Origin of the sequence: Brevibacterium sp. GP-SGM9 (genome assembly GCF_047300845.1) — a bacterium.
Lineage (GTDB): Bacteria > Actinomycetota > Actinomycetes > Actinomycetales > Brevibacteriaceae > Brevibacterium.
Genome location: NZ_CP178563.1, coordinates 2,716,413 through 2,734,693, shown reverse-complemented (window position 1 = coordinate 2,734,693; position 18,281 = coordinate 2,716,413). Strand labels below are relative to the sequence as shown.

The following is an 18,281-nucleotide window of genomic DNA, read 5'->3' as shown; positions in this document are numbered from 1 at the left end:
GAGGGTAGTCTATCCGCAAATGTCTCTGCCCCGACCTCGGGAGGTCCGATGAGCACCGCCACCGATTCCCCGCACACCACCCCCGCCGAGGCGGTTTCCTCGACCGCGGGCGCCTCGGCTCACCTCACGGATCGTCTGCGGGACTTCCTCGACACCGATCCCTATCGGGAGGCCTCGGGTTCGGGTGAGACCGTGCGCAGCGCCGAACCCTTCACCGGAGACGAGTTCCCCCGTTTCGCGAACAACACGGCTGCCGATGTCGAGGCCGCGTTCGCCACCGCCCGGATCGCCGCCCGCAGCTGGGCGAGTCGCTCGGTCGAGCATCGGGCGAAGGTGCTGCTGCGCCTGCATTCCTCGCTGCGTCGCCACGAGGATCTCCTCCTCGACATCATCCAGTTCGAGACCGGCAAGGCCCGCATCCACGCCTACGACGAGATCCTCGATACCTACAATGTGCTCCGCCACTACGGTGTCACTGCCGCAAGCCGCCTCAAGCCCGAACGCCGCCGCGGTGCCGTGCCCGGCCTGACCCGCACCGAGGTCACCCGCACCCCTTTGGGCGTCGTCGGCTTCATCACCCCGTGGAACTACCCGCTGACGCTGGGCGCCACGGACCTCTTCGCCGCGCTCACGGCCGGCAATGCGGTCGTCCACAAGCCCGATTCCCAGACCACCCTGACAGCGGTCGTGATGCGCCGGCTCGCGATCGCCGCCGGTCTGCCCGCCGAGCTGTGGCAGATCGTTCCCGGCACCGTCGAGGAGGTCGGACCTGCGCTCATGGCCGGCGCCGATGGTCTCTCCTTCACCGGTTCGACCGCGGCGGGTCGGTCCATCGCCGCCGAGGCGGCAGGTCGGCTGCTGCCCACCGCGCTCGAGCTCGGCGGGAAGAATCCGCTCCTCGTCCTCGCCGATGCCGACCTCCCAACCGCCGTGGACGGCGCGATCCGCGGCGCCTTCTCCTCGGCCGGCCAGCTGTGTATGTCGATCGAGCGCATCTACGTCCACGAGGACCTCTACCCCGAGTTCTGCGCTCATTTCGCCGAGGCGGCCCGCGCCCTCACACTCAGCGCCGACTACGATTTCGGACCCGGAATGGGAACCCTGGCCGGACCGAAGCAGCTCGCACGCGTCTCCGCAAAGGTCGACCAGGCTCGTGAGTCCGGGGCGAAGGTCATCGCCGGCGGTCACCCGGTACCCGAGCTCGGTCCCTTCTTCTATGCTCCGACCGTGCTCACCGATGTCAGCGACGCCGCCGACCTGCACACGGAGGAGACCTTCGGGCCTGTCGTGGCCGTGTATTCGGTGGCTTCGGATGAGGAAGCGACCACGCGGGCCAACGACTCCGACTACGGTCTCAGCGCCAGCGTCTACTCCCGCCGCCGCGGACTCGAGGCGGCGCGGCGGATCGAGTCCGGAATGGTCAACGTCAATGAGGCCTACGCGGTGGCCTGGGGCTCGATCGATGCTCCTGCGGGCGGGGTCAAGGCCTCCGGGCTGGGCCACCGGCACGGCGTCGAGGGACTCCACCAGTTCACCCACACGCACACGATCGCCGAGCAGCGCCTCGTCCCCGTCGCCCCGATCGGTCCGCTCGATCAGCGTGGCTTCGCCCGCACCCTGACCACGGCGTTCGAGGTGATGCGTGCCCTGCGGATGAAGTGAACCGGGCGGCGAGGACGGGTCCGGCCGGGGACGGGTACGGCCATGCCGATTCTTCTCAGTTGATGGCCGAGAAGAACTCCTCTGCCACCGGCACGGCCGCCTCGGCGCCGAAGCCGCCGTCCTCAACGAGCACGGCCACGGCCACGTCCTCCTGATAGCCGGCGAACCACGAGTGGGTCCGCGGTGGGGTCTCGTCACCGTACTCCGCGGTCCCGGTCTTGCCGTGGACGGGTGCGCCGGGAACGTTACGGACGCCGCTCGCGGTGCCGTGCCGGACGGCCTCACGCATCATCGTCGCCAGTGCCTGCGCGTCCGCGTCAGCGAGCTCCTCGGCCCTGGCGTCCGCGCCCGAGCCGGTTCCGCTGCCATCGTCGTCGGCCGTGGCTTCGTCCTCGAGCACGAGGCGCGGGGTCACCGCGGCCCCCATGTCCGCCGAGGCGATCATCGTCGCCACGGCCAGCGGGCTGGCCTGCACCTTTCCCTGACCGATCATCTGAGCCGCATGGGTGACCGGGTCGTCGTCGACGGGGACGCTGGCCATCTTCGCCCCGATCCCGAGATCGGTGGTCGCACCGTCCTGACCGGAGCCGTTCGAACCGTCGTTCGAACCGGAGCCGCCCCCGGTGCCTGCGGTCATCCCCAGCTGGGCCGCGGCACGGGCGACATCGGCACTCGAGACCGTCTCGGCGGCGTTGACGAAGGCGGTGTTGCAGGATTCGGCGAAGTTCTCCTCGAAGCTCACCTCGCCGAGCACATGGTCTTCGGCGTTCTTGAACTCCTTGCCATCGACCGTCGTCGTCTTCGGGCAGTCGAGCTTCGTGCCGACGTTTAACCCGGACTCGAGCAGAGCGAGGCTCGAGGCGACCTTGAACACCGAGCCCGGTGAATACTGGCCGGTCAGCGCCCGGTCCCAGGGCGAGCCTTCGGGATCGTGATTGGCCACGGCGAGGATGTGTCCGTCGCTGGGGCGGATCGCCACGATCGCGGTCGGCTTCTTCCCGGTCGCAGCCGCTGCGTCGGCGGCATCTTGGATCCGCACGTCGAGAGTGGTCTCGAGGTCCTCGCCGTCCTTCTTCTCGAAGGCGCGGAGACTTGACAGCTTCGCCTCGCCTGCGGCGAAGACCTCCTCGCTGCCGGGACCGCGCAGCGCCTCGTCGAAGGTCTTCTGCAGTCCGGAGCGTCCGACGATCTCGCCTGAGATGATCTCGCCGCCGGAGTTCTCGATGTCCTCGGCACTGGCCGGTCCCGCCGATCCCAGGGTCGCCTGGGCGAAGCCCTTCGACCGGGTCAGCGTCTGGCTCGCCTCGGTGAAGAGGACTCCGGGCAGATCGTGGATCTGCTTCTTGACCGCGGTGTAGTCGTCCTTGCGCAGGGTGACGACGGGAACCTGCTGGTCGGCGTCCGCGGCGTCGACCTTCTTCTCGAGGGCGTCGGCGTCGAGGTCGAGCGAGTCGATGCCCTCGTTGAGCGCGTCGACCAAGGTGCTCAGGGTGTCCGGTTCGAGGCGGGCAGGGTGGACTCCGATGCTGATGACCTCGCCCTCCTCGGTCAGGGTCTTCCCGTCCGTGCCGAGGATCTTCCCGCGCTCTCCGGGGTTCGCGCGGAGTTCGAAGCGTCCGCCTTTGCCGAGTTCGGGGTGGATCGCCCGCTCGGTGAGATCGGCCCACCAGAACAGACCGTTCTTCTGCAGCGGCAGTTCGGAGGTGTACGTCCAGGCCTCGTCGTCGTGGTTCGCCCAGGTCCAGCGGAGCTCGGCGACCGTGTCGCCTTCGCGTTCGCGGATCTCGTCGACGGCGACAGAGCGCAGCGCGATGCGGGTGCCCAGAGCCTTCGTGACCCGGTCGAAGAGACTCTGCGCGAGGTCCTCGTTGTGCCAGGTCTCCGAGCTCAGGCTCCCGTCGGCGAGGTCGGCGGCGGCCGCCTCGGCCGCCACGGACTTCTGCATCGGCAGTCGGAGGAACGCGAACGCTCCCGCCCCGATGATCAGGATGAGAACAAGGACGATCGCCAACCAGACCCGAGACCTCTTCGACATGGTTCAATCTTCGGTGAGACAATGGGGGTTGTCCACTGTCGGGACCGTTCACCTGCGGAACCGACCGCTCTCCGGGCCAGCGGCTCCTGAACGCGGCTGCCGGCCGACCGCCTCGGCGAGCTGCTCAGGCGCTGTCGGCGAGCCGCTCAGGCGTCGTCGGAGACGACCATGTATTCGAGCACCGGACGGCCGGCGGCGCCGTAGCGCGGACGACGGTCGAGAATCCCGGCGTCGGCCATGGCCTCGAGGTAGCGGCGAGCGGTGACGCGGGAGACACCGAGACCTTCGGCCACCTCGGCGGCGGATTGGCCGGGGTTGCCGCCGAGGATCGAGCGGACCTCGTCCTGCACGGCATCGGGGACGCCTTTGGGGGTCGCGGTCACGGTGTGCGTGCGCAGGGCGGCGATCGCGGTGTCGACTTCGTTCTGCGTGACCTCGCCCTCTCCGCCGTCGGCACCGGCGCCGAGGCTGTCGCGGAAGGACGAGTACGCTTCGAGCTTCGATTTGAAGACGGGGAAGGTGAAGGGCTTGATGATGTACTGGGCGACCCCGTAGGACAGAGCCTGCTGGACGATCTGCATGTCGCGGGCGGCGGTGACGGCGATGATGTCGACGTCGACGCGCTGGCCGCGGATGGCTCGGCAGACCTGGATGCCGTGACCGTCGGGCAGGTTCATATCGAGGAGGACGAGGTGGATGCCGTCGGGGTCGAGTCCGTAGATCTTGCCGGTCAGCGCGGCCATCGCCTGGGTGGCGTTCTTGGCCACTCCGGCGATGTGGTATCCGTCGATGCGTTCGATGTACTTCGAGTGAGCACGGGCGGCAACGGCCTCGTCCTCGACGACGAGCACACCGATGCTCGATTCGGGCGTCCGGGTTTCTGACATGCCGCCAGTCTAGCTTTGATGCATTCAGGCAACCCTTAGCTCGTGTTCCAGCTCGGTTACATCACTGACACACGCCGGGAACAGGATCGGCCGAGCCCCGGGAGCCGGGCTCCGGACCCGGGTCCCGGGCACGGTGTCGGCTTGGGCCCAGGGCGCGAGAGCCGGACCACGGCCGCGGTGTCTGCTGGGGCCGACCGGGCCGGGAGGCGTCCCCGCGGGGACGTCGACTCGAAGGCATCCCCGCGGGGACGCCTCGTGGCTCAGGCGCGTTCGAAGATCGCGGCGATGCCCTGACCGCCGCCGATGCACATGGTCTCGAGACCGTACCGGGCACCTCGGCGATCCATCTCACGCAGCATCGTCGCCAGGATCCGTCCGCCGGTGGCACCGACCGGGTGACCCAGCGAGATTCCGGAGCCGTTGACGTTGAGGCGGGCGAAGTCGTCCTTGCCCAGTCCCCATTCACGGGTGACGGCCAGGGCCTGGGCGCCGAAGGCCTCATTGAGTTCGATGAGATCGATGTCGGACAGGTTCAGCCCAGCCTTCTCGAGTGCCTTCGCGGTCGCCGGCACAGGCCCGATGCCCATGGTCTCGGGCGGAACCCCGGCCACTGCCCAACTGACGAGCCGGCCGAGTGGCTTGAGCCCCTGAGCTTCGGCGGCGGCGCGGGTGGTGACCAATGCCGCTGCGGCGCCGTCGTTCTGACCGGAGGCGTTGCCGGCGGTGACGGTGGCCTCAGGGTCGTTCTTGCCGAGGATGGGCCGCAGCTTCGCGAGCTTCTCGAGGTTCGTGTCGGGGCGGATGTGCTCGTCCGTGTCGATCTGGTGCTCGGCGACCTTGCGGCTCGCGGGGATCGTGATCGGCACGATCTCCTCGGCGAAGCGTCCCTCTGCGGCGGCCGCGGCGGCGCGCTGGTGGGAGTTGAAGGCGAGTTCGTCCTGCTCCTCGCGAGCGATCGAGTATTCGCGGCGGAGGTTCTCAGCGGTTTCGAGCATGCCGCCCTCGACGGGGTGGAACTTCCCGCCCGGGGTGGTCCGCCCGCGGCCGAGGGAGTCGGTGAACTCGGCGTTGCCGCCGCGCACGCCCCAGCGGATGGCGTCGTTGTAGAAGGGGGCGTGGGACATCGATTCGACTCCGCCGGCGATGACGAAGTCGCCGTTTCCGGAACCGACGATGAGGGCCGCGTCGACGATCGCCTGCAACCCGGAGCCGCAGCGCCGGTCGACCTGCTTGCCGGGAACGGTCACGGGCAGTCCCGCATCGAGTGCGGTGACGCGGCCGATGCAGGGAGCCTCGGAGGTGGCGTAGCTCTGACCGAGGATGACATCGGCGACCAGCTCGGGATCGAGTCCGGTCCGCGCGAGGAGCTCACGGACGACGGCGGCGGAGAGCTCCTGCGCGTGAATGTCACGGAACTGACCTCCGAACGCCCCAATCGGGGTCCGCAGCGGTTCGCAAACGACGATGTCCTGATCCATTGTTCCTCCACTCGGTGACGTCCGGCTGGCGTCGGGCCTGTCAGTGGCAGTCTAGATCGCGGAGGCGTGGGCCCGGCGAATCGTTCCATTGATTGGGAACGCCGCCCGAACGAGAAGCGCCTCGCCGAGGTGGCCCGGCTGGTCCCGTTCGACGGGCCGATCCTGCCGTCCGGCTCAGTCCCGATCGTCTCTGACGATGTCGACCGGACCGGTGGGCGGGTTGCCGACCTGGCGGTGCGGCTCGGGCCTGTGTCCGGAGGTGCCGCCGCGCACGACAGAGGATCCGCGGGCCTCCTGGCCGCGCGCGGCCGATGCCCCGTGACCGCCGGGCTCGGCCGGAATAGCTCGCGGGTCGACGTGATCGGGATCGGGCAGCCACACGGTGAGCACCGCTCCCTTGAATTCGTCGCACTCCTCACCCCGGCCCTGCACATCGACGGCCCCGCCGAGGCGGCGGATCGCCTGCACGACCAGGGACAGTCCGACTCCGCGGGTGCCGGTCTCCTGTCGGCCGAGTCCCTGATCGATCTCGACGCCGTCGTGCTTGGTCGACCAGCCACGTTCGAAGATCGCGTCGAGATACTCTTCGTCGATGCCGGGACCGTCGTCGCTGACCTCGATCGTGAACCCTCCGGCACCGCCGGCACCGCTGATGTGGACATGCACCCGCTTGTCATCGGAGAGCACGTCATGCCTGCTCAGCGCGTCGAAGGCGTTGTCGATGAGGTTGCCGAGGATCGTGGCGAGATCACGATCATCCCCGCCGAGGCGGCCCGTCAGTCCCGCGGTGTCGACCGTCATGTCGATGCCCACCTCGGCGGCCTGGGCGATCTTCGACAGGAGCAGGGCCGAGAGCACGGGATGGTCGAAGGTCATCGAACCGTCGCCGTTGACACGGCCCAGGTCGTCGAGGTCTTTGGCCGCGAAGTCGATCGCCTCGTCGACGTGGCCGGTCTCGAGCAGGGACACGACCATGTGCAGGCGGTTGGCGTATTCGTGGGTCTGGGCGCGCAGGGAGTCGGAGAAGGAACGCACGGAGACGAGTTCGCCGGAGAGTTCGGCGAGTTCGGTGTGGTCGCGCATCGTCACGACCCAGGTGTTGCTGGCCTCGTCGGTGGGCTGCTGGTTGACGACGAGGACGCGCGCATCGGTGTAGTGGATCTCGTCGCGGGCCCAACGGCCCGAGGACAGCAGGTCGAGCAGCGCATCGGGCAGATCGAGTCGACTCAGTGCGATGCCGCCGACCGGCGAGGTGGCGCGGACGGGATCATCGGAATCCTCGGTGAGGTCGGTGTTCGGATCCTCCACCGCAGTGGGCAGCCCGAGGAGTTCGCGCGCCTCGGCGTTGATGAGCACGATCCCGATCGTCCGGTCCACGAGCAGCAGACCCTCGGAGACCGCCTTGAGCACGGAGGAGTAGAACTCGAGCATGCTGCGCAGCTCGGTCGCCCCGTAGTCGCCGGTCACCCGCCGCAGGCCGCGGGAGGTCACCCAGGACGAGCCGATGCCGAGGACCAGGGTGGCGATGGCGATGCCGATGAGCCACTTGCTCTGCGGCATGAAGCCCTCGCGGACCGTGTCGGCGGAGTTGCCGATCACGACCGCGCCGACGACGGAGTCGGGTTCGACGTCATCGGCGCCGAGGTGCTCGGCGAAGACCGGGGTGACGACGTACATCGTTCCGCCCTCGGGTCCGCCGTCCTCGAGGAAGCGCACGACCGTGTGCCCCTCTTTCACTCGGGAGCCGTCGATGCGACCGGCGAGCTGATCGATCGAGTCCTCGGGGATGCGACCGGCGTTCGCGGACACGATCTTCTCTTCGTTGCGCTGCTGCCGATCGGGTGAGCCCAAGGTGGGCGGGGTGAGCAGATAGTCGATGGGCACGACCGCGGCGATGTCGAAGTCGTATTGGTCGATGGCGTTGTCGAGCATCGTCTCGACATCGTCCTGCGATTCCGCGTCGATGAAGTTGTCGCGGCCCGGCTCCCCCGAGCCGACGAGGCTGAGCGAGAGCGACATGTTGTCGGCGGCCGAGCGCAGCAGGTCCTGCTCGCGCTTCGTGTTCAGCTGGGAGAGTTGGATGTAGAGGAGGCTGGTGGTGAGCACCATGATGCCCACGAGCATGAGCGAGTTCGCGAACATGATCCGCCCGGCTACGCCGAAGCGCACCCGCCTGCTCAGACGTGCCACCGGACCCGTCGGCGGTCCTGGCCTGACGGCACGCTGTTCCTTGGGCATGGAATCCATTGTGCCACCCGCGCCGAGGCGGTCAGCCGTTCCCGTTCCCACCGGGAACGGCCGTGGCCTCAGAGCGCGAGGCTGATCGGCCCGGCCGGGACCGCCGAGCACACGAGCACCTCGTCGTCGGCGATCCGGGCGGCCGGTTCGATCGGGTAGAGGACGGAGCCGGCCGCCAAGGATACGGCGCAGGTTCCGCAGGAGCCGCCTCGGCAGGAGCTCTCGGCACGGAATCCGCGCGCCTCGAGGGCGTCGAGGAGGGTGCCCTGCTTCGGTTCCCAGAGGAAGCTCGCGCCCGAGTGCTCGAGGGTGACCTCGGCGGGGGCGCATTTGGAGATGGCCTCGCTCATGCCCGTGTTCGGGGAGGCGAAGGTCTCCTGGTGCACGGTCGGGACTCCGGCGTCCTCGGCAGCGGCGATGACGGCGCGGGTGAATTCGGTGGGACCGCAGACCATGACGTTGTCGCAGCCGGCGAGCCAGTCGACGAGTTCGCCGTGATTCGGTCGCCCCTGCACCGCAGTGTCGCGGTGGTGGGTTGTGACGTCGATGCCGGAGTCGCGGGCGCGGTCCTGCAGCCGGTTCCACAGGCAGGCGGTGCGGTGGTCGCGGTCGAGGTGGAAGAGCTTGATCCTCTCGGTGTCCGCCGACCGGTTCCCGCGCAGCAGCCCGAGGCTGGGGGTGATGCCGATACCGGCGGTGACCAGGGCTGTCGTCCCTCCGAAGACGCGATCGGCGGTCATGGTTCCGTGCGGGCCGGAGGCGAGGATGCGCTGGCCGGCTTCGAGTGAGGCGACCGCCCGCGAGCCCTTGCCCTGGGTGCGCACGGCGATCGAGACGATGTCGTCGGCGACATCGGTGATCGTGTAGGTGCGCCAGAAGGGTTCGCCGAGTTCGAGGTGGACGCGCAGATTCGTGCCGGGTTCGTCGAATGCGCGGATCCAACCGAGGTCGTCGCGCAGGGAGACCTCGACGATGTCGTTGCAGATCTGGCGTCGGCCGATCACGGTCATGAACCTCGGGGTCCGCGCAGTCTTGACCAGTTCGCGCGGGGCTTCGCCGTCGACCTCGAGCGTGTCACCGGTCGTGATCTGCCCGGATTCGAGGATCTCACCGTAGATGCCGCAGTGCATGTGTCCGCAGGCGGCGACGAGGACGCGGGGCACGTTGACATCGACCTCATGGGTGACGGGATTGACCGTCGTGGCCGGGCAGCGTTCGATCGAAGCGCGGATCGCCAGTCGGACCCCGCCGAGGCGGACGACCTTTCCGATGAGCCCGAACTCCTCGAACGGGCCGAGGCCTTCGAGGAGGACGTTGCCGCGGAAGCGCAGCGGATCGAGGCTCGGCTGGTTGCCTCCTTCGGCACCCGGTTCCACAGCGTCGATTCCGAGTGCGGCCCGGCCTTCGGCGGTCTGCGCGATCGCCTCGACGGTGGCCGGGTTGATGATCGAGATCCCCGAGCGCTGCGAGTCGAACATGCCCTGGTTCGCCACCGCGAGCGCCCGCGGGAAGTCACCCTGTGGGGGTATCCGTTCGGCCAGGAACTCCGCCGAGGCGGCCCTGCCCTCCGGATCGTCTGTGCTGAACGTCGTCGACCCGCCGTTCGGCGCGGTCAATGTCACGGTGGCGACCGCCTCGGCGAGCTCGCATCCGACCTTCCATCTCTGCAGCTCGGTGTCGTTCTTGAGCACGGTGAACGCGGAGTATCGGTGCCAGCTGTCGTCCGGGACCTCGAGGCTGCCGTTGGTGAAGGCGGCGACGCGGTCGCCGAGGATTCCGCGGTCCCGCAGCACGGTCGCCTCGGCGATCTCCTCGGCGGGGAACCCCTTGACGGGGAAACGGAACAGTCGGGCAACGCGCATAGTCCGATTGTAGGAGCGCAGCGCGCCCGGGGACCGATGATGAGACCAACCGCACACCTCTCCCGGTTCGCCGAGGCATTGCCCTATACCCCTTAGGGGTATACAGTATCTGCATGACTGAGCATCATGGATATACCCCGCAGAAGGACGCTCTTGCCCGGAGGATGAAGCGGATCGAAGGACAGGTCCGCGGAATCGGGAAGATGATCGATGACGACAAGTACTGCATCGACATCCTCACCCAGGTCTCCGCCGCAACAGCCGCGCTGCACGCGGTCTCCATCAGCCTCCTCGAGGAGCACATCGCTCACTGCGTGGTCGACGCCGCCTCATCCGGCGACGACGAAGCCGCGCGGAAGAAGATCGAGGAGGCGTCAGCCGCAATCGCTCGGCTCATCAAGAGCTGAGCACGGCACAACGCCGGCGCGACACCCCACTGAATGGAGCAGACACAATGACTTCCACCACGATCACCGTCACGGGCATGACCTGCGGACACTGCGAGGCAGCCGTGAAGGAGGAGCTCGGCGGACTGCCGGGAGTCTCCGACGTCGCCGTCGAACTCAACCCCGGCGGAGACTCGCCCGTGACGATCACCTCGGCGGACGAACTCGATGGCGCGGCGATCCGCGCCGCGGTCGACGAGGCCGGCTACGAAGTGTCATCACACGAGGTGAAGTGATGTCCCGCGAGGTAGATCTCGACATCACGGGAATGACCTGCGCGTCCTGCTCGGCCCGGATCGAGAAGAAGCTGACCCGGCTCGATGGGGTCAGCGCGGAGGTCAACCTCCCGCTCGAGACCGCGCACGTGCTCGTCGAATCCGAGATCACGGACGAGGATCTCACCACCGCCGTCGAAAGAGCCGGGTACGGTGCCACGGTGAGGACCGGCTCGATCGATACCTCAGACGAAGGCCCGGAGATCGTCGACTACGACCCCCGCCATCTGCGGCCGCGATTCATCGGCTCACTCATCCTGGCGGTGCCGATCGTGGCCGTCTCGATGGTCATGGGCTGGCACTTCGCCGGGTGGCAATGGATCGTCGCGATCCTCGCCCTGCCCGTGGTCACCTGGGGCGCCTGGCCCTTCCACTCGGCGGCTCTCAAGGCCGCCCGCGGCGGGTCGACGACGATGGACACCCTGGTCAGCGTCGGCATCATCATCGCCGGCGGATACTCCTACATCACGCTCGCTCGAGCGGTGCTCGACGGCTACGGCTGGCAGATCCCGGGCGACTATCACGTCTGGTTCGAGGCGGCCGCCGCGATCACGGTCTTCCTGCTCATCGGCAAGCTCACCGAGGACCGAGCCAAGTACCGCGCAACCGCGGCGCTCAAGGCGCTGCTCGACCTCGGCGCGAAGACCGCGACCGTGCTGACCGACCCGCAGTCGGCCCCGGACCGAGCTGCCGATTCCGGCGCCGGCTCCTCTGCCGACTCCGCAACCCGAGCCTCCACTGGCTCCGCGGCCCACTCGTCTGCCGAACCACGTGTCGAGATCCAGGTCCCGATCGAGGATCTCGCCGTCGGCGATGTCTTCCTCGTCCGACCCGGCGAGAAGATCGCCACCGACGGCGAAGTGCTCACCGGGCATTCCGCGATCGACGAATCGATGCTCACCGGAGAATCCGTGCCCGTCGAGATCGCGCCGGGCGATGCAGTCACCGGTGCCACGATCAACACCTCCGGGGTCCTCGAGGTCCGCGCAACTCGGGTCGGGGCCGACACGACCCTGGCTGCGATGGCCGATCTCGTCAGCCGCGCGCAGACCGGCAAACCGGCCGTGCAGCGTCTGGCCGATCGCATCTCCGGGGTGTTCGTGCCGATCGTCTTCGTCATCAGCGTCCTCACGCTGCTGACCTGGGGTTTGGCCACCGGCGATTGGGCGATGGGGCTGCATGCGGCGCTCACAGTCCTCATCATCGCCTGCCCCTGTGCGCTCGGCCTGGCCACTCCGACAGCTTTGGCTGTCTCCTCCGGCCGCGGCTCTCAGCTGGGCATCCTCGTCTCCGGGCCCGAAGCGCTCGAGTCCACACGCTCGATCGACACGGTCATCCTCGACAAGACCGGCACTCTGACCACCGGAGTGATGAGTCTGCTCGGCACCGAGCTCGGCGCCGCGGACTTCACCACTCTGGCCCGTCTGGAATCACGCAGCGAGCATCCCGTGGCCCGCGCGATCGTCGACGCCCACACATCGCTGGCCGGTCCGTCAGGGGCATCGCGGACGGGTGATGCGTCGGCAGCGACCGACCCCGGAGTCTCTGCGACCGACTCCGGAGTCTCTGCGAACGACGCCGGGATCACCGATTTCGCCGCCATCCCCGGCGGCGGACTGCAGGCCAGAATCGACGGCGCCGAGGTGCTCGCCGGTCGCCCCGATCTGCTCCGCGAACGCGGCGTGGCCGTGGACTTCTCCGCCGAGTCTGTGCCAGCGGGCGCGACGATCATCGCCGTGTCCGTCGACTCCGAGTTCCGCGGCCTGAGCTTCGTCACAGACGAAGTTCGCCCCGGGGCGACCGAGGCGATTGCCGAGCTGCACTCGCTCGGACTCCAAACCGTGCTTCTGACCGGGGACAATGCTCAAGCCGCCGAGGTGGTTGCGGGCAAGCTCGGCATCACCGAGGTCCGCGCCGATGTGCGACCCGAAGGCAAGATCTCCGTGGTCTCCGAACTCCAGGAGCAGGGCAGGGCCGTGGCGATGGTCGGCGACGGGATCAACGACGCGGCCGCCTTGGCCGGCGCCGACCTGGGCATCGCCATGGGTTCGGGCACCGATGCGGCGATGGCGGCCTCGGACATCACCATGGTCCGCTCCGACCCGCGTCAGATCCCGCAGTCGATCCGGCTCTCACGCCGCACGCTGGGGCTGATCAAGGGCAACCTGTTCTGGGCCTTCGCCTACAACACGGCGGCGATTCCGATCGCGGCCCTCGGCCTGCTCAACCCGATGGTCGCCGGAGCGGCCATGGCGCTCTCTTCGGTGTTCGTCGTGCTCAACAGCCTCCGGCTACTCCGCTTCAAGTAGCCGTCGAGCAGTCACCGGCCATGCGCAGTGCAGTCGCCGGCCGCGACGCTGCGATTGTTCGGCCACCTCCGAGCAGATTCGGCCCTGATTCTGCTCGGAGGCAGCCGAACAATCCACGTCAGGGGGAAAGAGAGCGGCTGCGGAGAGGCTCGGGTCGGCCTGAGACTTGAGGCCCGAGAGCTGAGAGCTGGATCCTACTTGAGGATCGGGTAGGACTGGTCCTTGTTCTGGGTGTCCTTGCGCATCACCCAGTTGAGGATGCTCGCGAAGACGGACACCACCACAAACGCGACAGCGGCGAAGACGAAGGCGTATCCGAAGGCGCGAGGGTCCTGCCACGCGCGGGTCACGATGACCGCGAGAACCAGGGTCACGATGCCGCAGACGAATCCCACCTTGATCGCGTCCTTGTAGGACACGGTGCTCGTGGATTTGCCGCCGGCGGCCTTCTTCGGAGAATCGGATGGTGCCATGCCCACCAGTTTAGCTACCCAGGCTGAGAATCGATCATTCGGTGATCACCTCGCCGAGGTTGCCCCAAGGCACCTTGATCACAGCCGCAAGAGCGCTTCCGCCCCGTCCAGCGCTCTTCCCAGCGCCCCTGCCCGCGCCCCACCACGTCATCCTCCTCATCCTCGCCCCGTCCTCCTCGTGGACGCGCCTGTGGGGAACAGAGAGTGGACTCACCGCGGAATACAGGCAAAAATGACTGTGTGTCCATCCCCACCCGACACGCCTCCGACGAGGCGTCGCGTCCCCTGCGTCCGAGCCGGCTCATGCCCGGTCTCGGCCTCGGCGATGCCCGCACGTCACGATTGCGCGCCTGCGCGGCAATCATCCTCGCCGTCGTCACTCTCTTCACCGCCACCGCATGCGGTCCCGATCGGGGCCTGCGGGTCGAATCCGAGGCCAATCCCTCGCCCACACTCTTCGAGACACCCAACGCCGACGCCGGCCCACCGAACAAGCCCTTCTCGCTCAAACAGATCCGCAAGGCCATCGAAGACGCCTCGGGGGTCGCGGTCACCGGCAAGGCCACCGAGACGGCGAAGGTCCTCGCCGACTGCGAGGACTGCCTGAAGTTCTCCAAGCCCTTCACCAGCAGCGACAGGCACACCGACGGGAAGAAGAAGTTCCAGGTCGTCGCCGTGGCCAATCCGAAGCAGAAGAGCGAGATCGTGGCCGGAGCGGTCATCAGCGAGAAGGACGCCAAGCCCAGACTCGAGCTCATCGCCACCGGCAACCAGCTCACACTGAACCCTGGCAAGAATGGCACACTGGTGATCCAGGAGGCGATGTTCGTCGACGGGGATGATCCCCGCAGCCCCTCGGGCTGGTCGGTGCAGGTTTTCCGCCTGCATGAAGGTAGGTTTGAACCGGGTCAACGCTTCACGCGGCTTAATGGAGAAACGTAATGCATATTGTGCTGGTTGAGGACGACGAGGTCATCCGAGAGACAACCCAGATCGGCCTCGAACGGTTCGATTACACGGTCTCGGCCTTCGCCGACGGCCGCGAGGGATACGACTTCGTCGCCGCCCACGGTGCCGACGTCCTCCTTCTCGACCTCATGCTGCCGACGATGAACGGCGCCTCCATCTGCCGCGCGGTGCGCGAACGCTCGACGATCCCGATCATCATCATCTCCGCCCGCTCAGACGCCATCGACATCGTCCAGGCTCTCGAGGCCGGAGCCGATGACTACCTGACCAAGCCCTTCGACATGCAGGTCCTCAACGCCCGCATCCGCGCCGTAGTCCGCCGCTTCATCACCACCGGCACGGACAAGCTCGGCTACTCACCGACCACCGAACCCGAGGACGAACACGAGACCGTGATCGGTCCCGGCGGCATGATCACCGGCGACGGCATCCCCGAGGTGCTCGGGGCCAGCCCGGGGATGGACACGCGGGATCGCCTGCGGGCCCAACTCGAGTCCGACGATACGTACCTGGGTGCGGGCGGGAAATTCACCTCGGCGCCGGAAGGCTCCGAGGAGGAGGCCGCGATCGGCGGGGACGGCGGAACTCCGCCCCGCCCCGAAGCCGCACCCTCCGTGCCTGCCAACGCCGCGGGCGGGGCCCAGCCGGCAGGGACAGGGCAGGCACCCGCCTCGACGCAGGGATCGTCCGGACAGGGCGGCGGACTCGGGCCCTTCCGCACCCGCCTGGGCTCGCTCGTCCTCGACACCGGACGGCTGACCGTCGAGATCGACGGCGAGGAAGTCCATCTGACCCCGACCGAGCTGCGCGTCCTGCTCCTGCTCACCGAGCAGCCCGAGCACGTGTACTCGCGCGAGAAGATCGCGTTCACCGTCTGGGGCTACGAATGGGCCGGCGACTCCCGCGTCGTCGACGTCCACATCCAGCGCCTGCGGAAGAAGATCGGGGCGAACATGATCGAGACAGTACGCGGATTCGGATACCGCTTCGCAGGCTGATCGAATGTCGCTGCGCTGGAAGATCTCGCTCCTCATCGTCGCCTCTGTGATCATCGCCGTGCTGTCCTGCTCCATCGTGCTGCGCCAATCCGCGGCACGAGCCGAGGACGACCGGATGCGCGCGACGGTGACCGATCAGCTCGCGAACGCCACCAACATCTTCTCCGAGACCGGGGTGCTCACCCTCAACGCCCGCTTCGACGATCCCGAGCTGCCTGCCGACGCGCGCTCCTCGGCACTCAAGGGCCAGAGCGTGACCATGCGCTCCGAGGTCGACGGTGAGGAGATCGTGTGGGCTGCTGCCCCGATCGAGGTCGGTGACTACACCGAGGTGATCTCCGTGCGCGCCTCGACTGCCGACAGTCAGGAGCTCATCGGCCGCATCGATCAGGCGCTGCTCGTGGGCATGATCGGATCCGCCCTCGTCGTCGGCGGCATCGGCTCCATCGTCGCCGGTCGGATCTCGCGGAGGCTGACCCAGGGTGCCCAGGCAGCGCGGAAGATCGCCGCCGGGGACACCTCGACGCGCATCGCCGACGTCGTCGACGAAGCCGACCAGGAGGTGTGGGCCTTCGCGACCGCGGTGGACACGGCCGTGGCCAGGCTGACCGAACGCATCGACTCCGAGCAGCGCTTCACCGCCGACCTCGCCCACGAGATGCGCACACCCCTGACAGGGCTGGTCAACGCGGCGAACCTGCTCCAAGAGGACTCCCGACCCGCCGAGCTCGTCAAGGATCGGGTCCAGCGCATGCAGGTCCTCGTCGAGGATCTGCTCGAGGTCTCCCGCCTCGACGCCGGACGCGCGAACCCCGAATTCACCCGCGTCGACATCGACCAGGCCATCCGCTCACTGCTCGGGACGATGGCCGCCTCCGGAGCTCTCGCCGGGCACGAGATCGAGACACAGTTCGCCGCACTCAATCAGAGCCTGGTCACCGATGTCCGCCGCTTCGAGCGCATCATCTCGAACCTGCTGGTCAACGCCATCAAGCACGGCGCCGACCCGATCCGCCTGGAGACGAGCACCCGCAGCATCGTCATCGCCGACTCGGGATCCGGCTATCCGCCCGACATCGTCAACACCGGACCGACCCGCTTCGTCTCCGCGGGCGGCGGCGGAATGGGGCTCGGCCTCGTCATCGCCCAAGGGCAGGCCCGCCTGCTGGGAATCCAGCTCATCTTCAGCAACGATCCCGTCACCGGCGGTGCCCGCACCGAGGTGGTCTTCCCCGAGCAGGAAGCCCAGGAGTTGGCCTTGCGGCAGTACCTCGAGGACAGCAGCAGCTGAAGTCCCCTCGCCGAGGTGGCCCCACGGGACCGTGAGGCGCTCCTCTTTCCGCAGATCCGCCGAATATGACAATCTGTATATATTGGCGTTATGATTCTGTGACATAAGATTTCAGGCGTCGGCTTCGTCCGGCGCTTTCGCACGAACCAGCACGTCCAGCACGGAGAGTCATGTCTGAGAATCCCTCGACCGCAGAAGCACCGGTGCGTCGGCGGGACCTCCATCGACGGCGCTCCCGTTTCTCGATCGGCACCAAGAGCCCCGAGAGCTCGCGGCACCTCTCCCGATTCCAGGAGCCCTTCGCCCCGGCCCCCGCGCAGGTCGGCCCGACAGCTCCAGCGTACGCCGAGCAGTTGACTTACACGCAGCCCGAGCCGCCGGCAGGAAACACGAATCGTGCGACATCCGGCGATTCCGAGCTCTCTCCGCGCCGCGCCGCCATGGCCGCCGAGGCGCGCACAGATGGCCGCTCGCCTCGTCGAGACGCGATGGCCCGAGAATCCCTCTCTGATCCGCAGAACGGCCGTGGTTCGGTGCGTGCTCTCGCCGCGGGCCGACGCGGCTCGGACGGAACCCTCCTGCGGTCGGTGCGCAAGCAGCGCGCCACGACGATCTCGACGCTGACCGCCGTCTCTCTCGCCGGCGCGGCCACCGCTGCTGTGATGCTCGCCAACCTCGGCGGCAGCTCCGAGGTCAAGGTCGACTCCACCGCGGCCAGTGAGCCGGGAGCCATCAGCCCCGAGACCGTCGAAGCTCACACTTCCTATCCCGACGGCAAGACCTCCATCGAGGTCGGAGCCCCGAGCGCCAAACAGCAGAACGCCGAGGCGGCCGGCCGCTCGATCAGCAAGAGCGTCCTGCCCGGCTGCGATCCGAAGCAGGACTTCGACAAGCAGGCCAGCAATGGAGAGCTGCCCGAGGAGTGGCTCTGCGAGTTGGGCATCGAGGACCACCAGCTCCGCGCGGACGCCGCCGTGTCCTTCGCCAAGATGAATGCCGCGTACAAGAAGGACACCGGCAAGGAGTTCGAGATCACCGACTCCTACCGCAATCTCGAGGGACAGGTCTCCGTCGCCGGGCGCAAGCCGGGACTCGCGGCGAAGGCCGGCACCTCGCTGCACGGCTGGGGAATCGCCCTCGACCTCGGCGGAGGTACTGAGAGCAAGTCCGGACCGTGGAAGTGGCTGGTCGAGCACGGCGAGGAATACGGCTGGGAGAACCCGGACTGGGCGAAGTCGAGCAAGTACGAACCCTGGCACTGGGAGTACGTCCCCGCCCGGAAGCAGATCAAAGGCCACTGAGTCCGGGCACCGCAAGACGAGTCGACGGCCGTCGCTCCAGCGAGGCCAGCGGGGCCA

General features: G+C 67.9%; 14 protein-coding genes. 8 read left to right on the top strand and 6 right to left on the bottom strand.

The window, feature by feature from the left end; translation table 11 throughout:
* Positions 1-48 precede the first annotated feature (48 nt).
* A complete protein-coding gene (locus tag ACH82I_RS12340) occupies positions 49-1,662 on the top strand; it encodes a succinic semialdehyde dehydrogenase (protein WP_230746339.1) in 1,614 nt (537 codons plus the stop codon).
* Between the two features lie 55 nt (positions 1,663-1,717).
* On the opposite strand, the gene ACH82I_RS12335 is transcribed toward ACH82I_RS12340, so the two are convergent.
* The 5 genes from ACH82I_RS12335 to ACH82I_RS12315 form a co-directional block, all read right to left on the bottom strand.
* Complete coding sequence (locus ACH82I_RS12335; RefSeq protein ID WP_413332953.1) at positions 1,718-3,697, bottom strand: penicillin-binding transpeptidase domain-containing protein; 1,980 nt, start codon at positions 3,695-3,697, stop codon at positions 1,718-1,720.
* A gap of 146 nt (positions 3,698-3,843) precedes the next feature.
* Positions 3,844-4,584: a response regulator gene (locus ACH82I_RS12330; RefSeq protein ID WP_230746341.1), complete on the bottom strand. Its 741-nt coding sequence runs from the start codon at positions 4,582-4,584 to the stop codon at positions 3,844-3,846.
* Between the two features lie 260 nt (positions 4,585-4,844).
* On the bottom strand, positions 4,845-6,062 hold the full coding sequence (locus tag ACH82I_RS12325; RefSeq protein WP_230746343.1) for an acetyl-CoA C-acetyltransferase: 1,218 nt from the start codon (positions 6,060-6,062) through the stop codon (positions 4,845-4,847).
* A 174-nt stretch (positions 6,063-6,236) separates the two neighbouring features.
* Positions 6,237-8,300 carry a sensor histidine kinase gene (locus ACH82I_RS12320; RefSeq protein ID WP_230746345.1) on the bottom strand — a complete coding sequence of 688 codons (2,064 nt, stop codon included), beginning with the start codon at positions 8,298-8,300 and terminating at the stop codon, positions 6,237-6,239.
* A 68-nt stretch (positions 8,301-8,368) separates the two neighbouring features.
* Positions 8,369-10,162: a 2Fe-2S iron-sulfur cluster-binding protein gene (locus ACH82I_RS12315; RefSeq protein WP_413332950.1), complete on the bottom strand. Its 1,794-nt coding sequence runs from the start codon at positions 10,160-10,162 to the stop codon at positions 8,369-8,371.
* A gap of 113 nt (positions 10,163-10,275) precedes the next feature.
* Here ACH82I_RS12315 and ACH82I_RS12310 point away from each other — a divergent pair, with 113 nt between their 5' ends.
* The 3 genes from ACH82I_RS12310 to ACH82I_RS12300 are packed head-to-tail and all read left to right on the top strand — an operon-like array spanning position 10,276 to position 13,192.
* Positions 10,276-10,569 carry a metal-sensitive transcriptional regulator gene (locus tag ACH82I_RS12310; protein ID WP_230746349.1) on the top strand — a complete coding sequence of 98 codons (294 nt, stop codon included), beginning with the start codon at positions 10,276-10,278 and terminating at the stop codon, positions 10,567-10,569.
* Between the two features lie 47 nt (positions 10,570-10,616).
* Positions 10,617-10,844 (top strand): heavy-metal-associated domain-containing protein, encoded by a 228-nt coding sequence (locus ACH82I_RS12305; protein WP_230746351.1) that lies wholly within the window; start codon positions 10,617-10,619, stop codon positions 10,842-10,844.
* Positions 10,844-13,192: a heavy metal translocating P-type ATPase gene (locus tag ACH82I_RS12300; protein ID WP_413332947.1), complete on the top strand. Its 2,349-nt coding sequence runs from the start codon at positions 10,844-10,846 to the stop codon at positions 13,190-13,192. The genes ACH82I_RS12305 and ACH82I_RS12300 overlap by 1 nt, the downstream gene beginning before the upstream one ends.
* A 194-nt stretch (positions 13,193-13,386) precedes the next feature.
* On the opposite strand, the gene ACH82I_RS12295 is transcribed toward ACH82I_RS12300, so the two are convergent.
* Entirely contained in the window at positions 13,387-13,665 is a 279-nt protein-coding gene (locus tag ACH82I_RS12295; RefSeq protein ID WP_230746355.1) for a hypothetical protein, read from the bottom strand.
* 240 nt (positions 13,666-13,905) lie between these two features.
* Between ACH82I_RS12295 and ACH82I_RS12290 the strand changes: the two genes are divergently transcribed.
* The 4 genes from ACH82I_RS12290 (at position 13,906) to ACH82I_RS12275 (ending at position 18,224) form a co-directional block, all read left to right on the top strand.
* Entirely contained in the window at positions 13,906-14,607 is a 702-nt protein-coding gene (locus ACH82I_RS12290) for a hypothetical protein (protein WP_230746357.1), read from the top strand.
* Positions 14,607-15,632 carry a response regulator gene (locus tag ACH82I_RS12285; protein WP_413332944.1) on the top strand — a complete coding sequence of 342 codons (1,026 nt, stop codon included), beginning with the start codon at positions 14,607-14,609 and terminating at the stop codon, positions 15,630-15,632. Before ACH82I_RS12290 ends, ACH82I_RS12285 begins: the two co-directional genes overlap by 1 nt.
* A 4-nt stretch (positions 15,633-15,636) precedes the next feature.
* Positions 15,637-16,923, top strand: coding sequence for a sensor histidine kinase (locus ACH82I_RS12280; protein ID WP_413332942.1), 1,287 nt, complete (start codon positions 15,637-15,639; stop codon positions 16,921-16,923).
* 170 nt (positions 16,924-17,093) lie between these two features.
* Entirely contained in the window at positions 17,094-18,224 is a 1,131-nt protein-coding gene (locus ACH82I_RS12275; RefSeq protein WP_413332940.1) for a D-alanyl-D-alanine carboxypeptidase family protein, read from the top strand.
* The last annotated feature ends 57 nt before the right edge of the window (positions 18,225-18,281 follow it).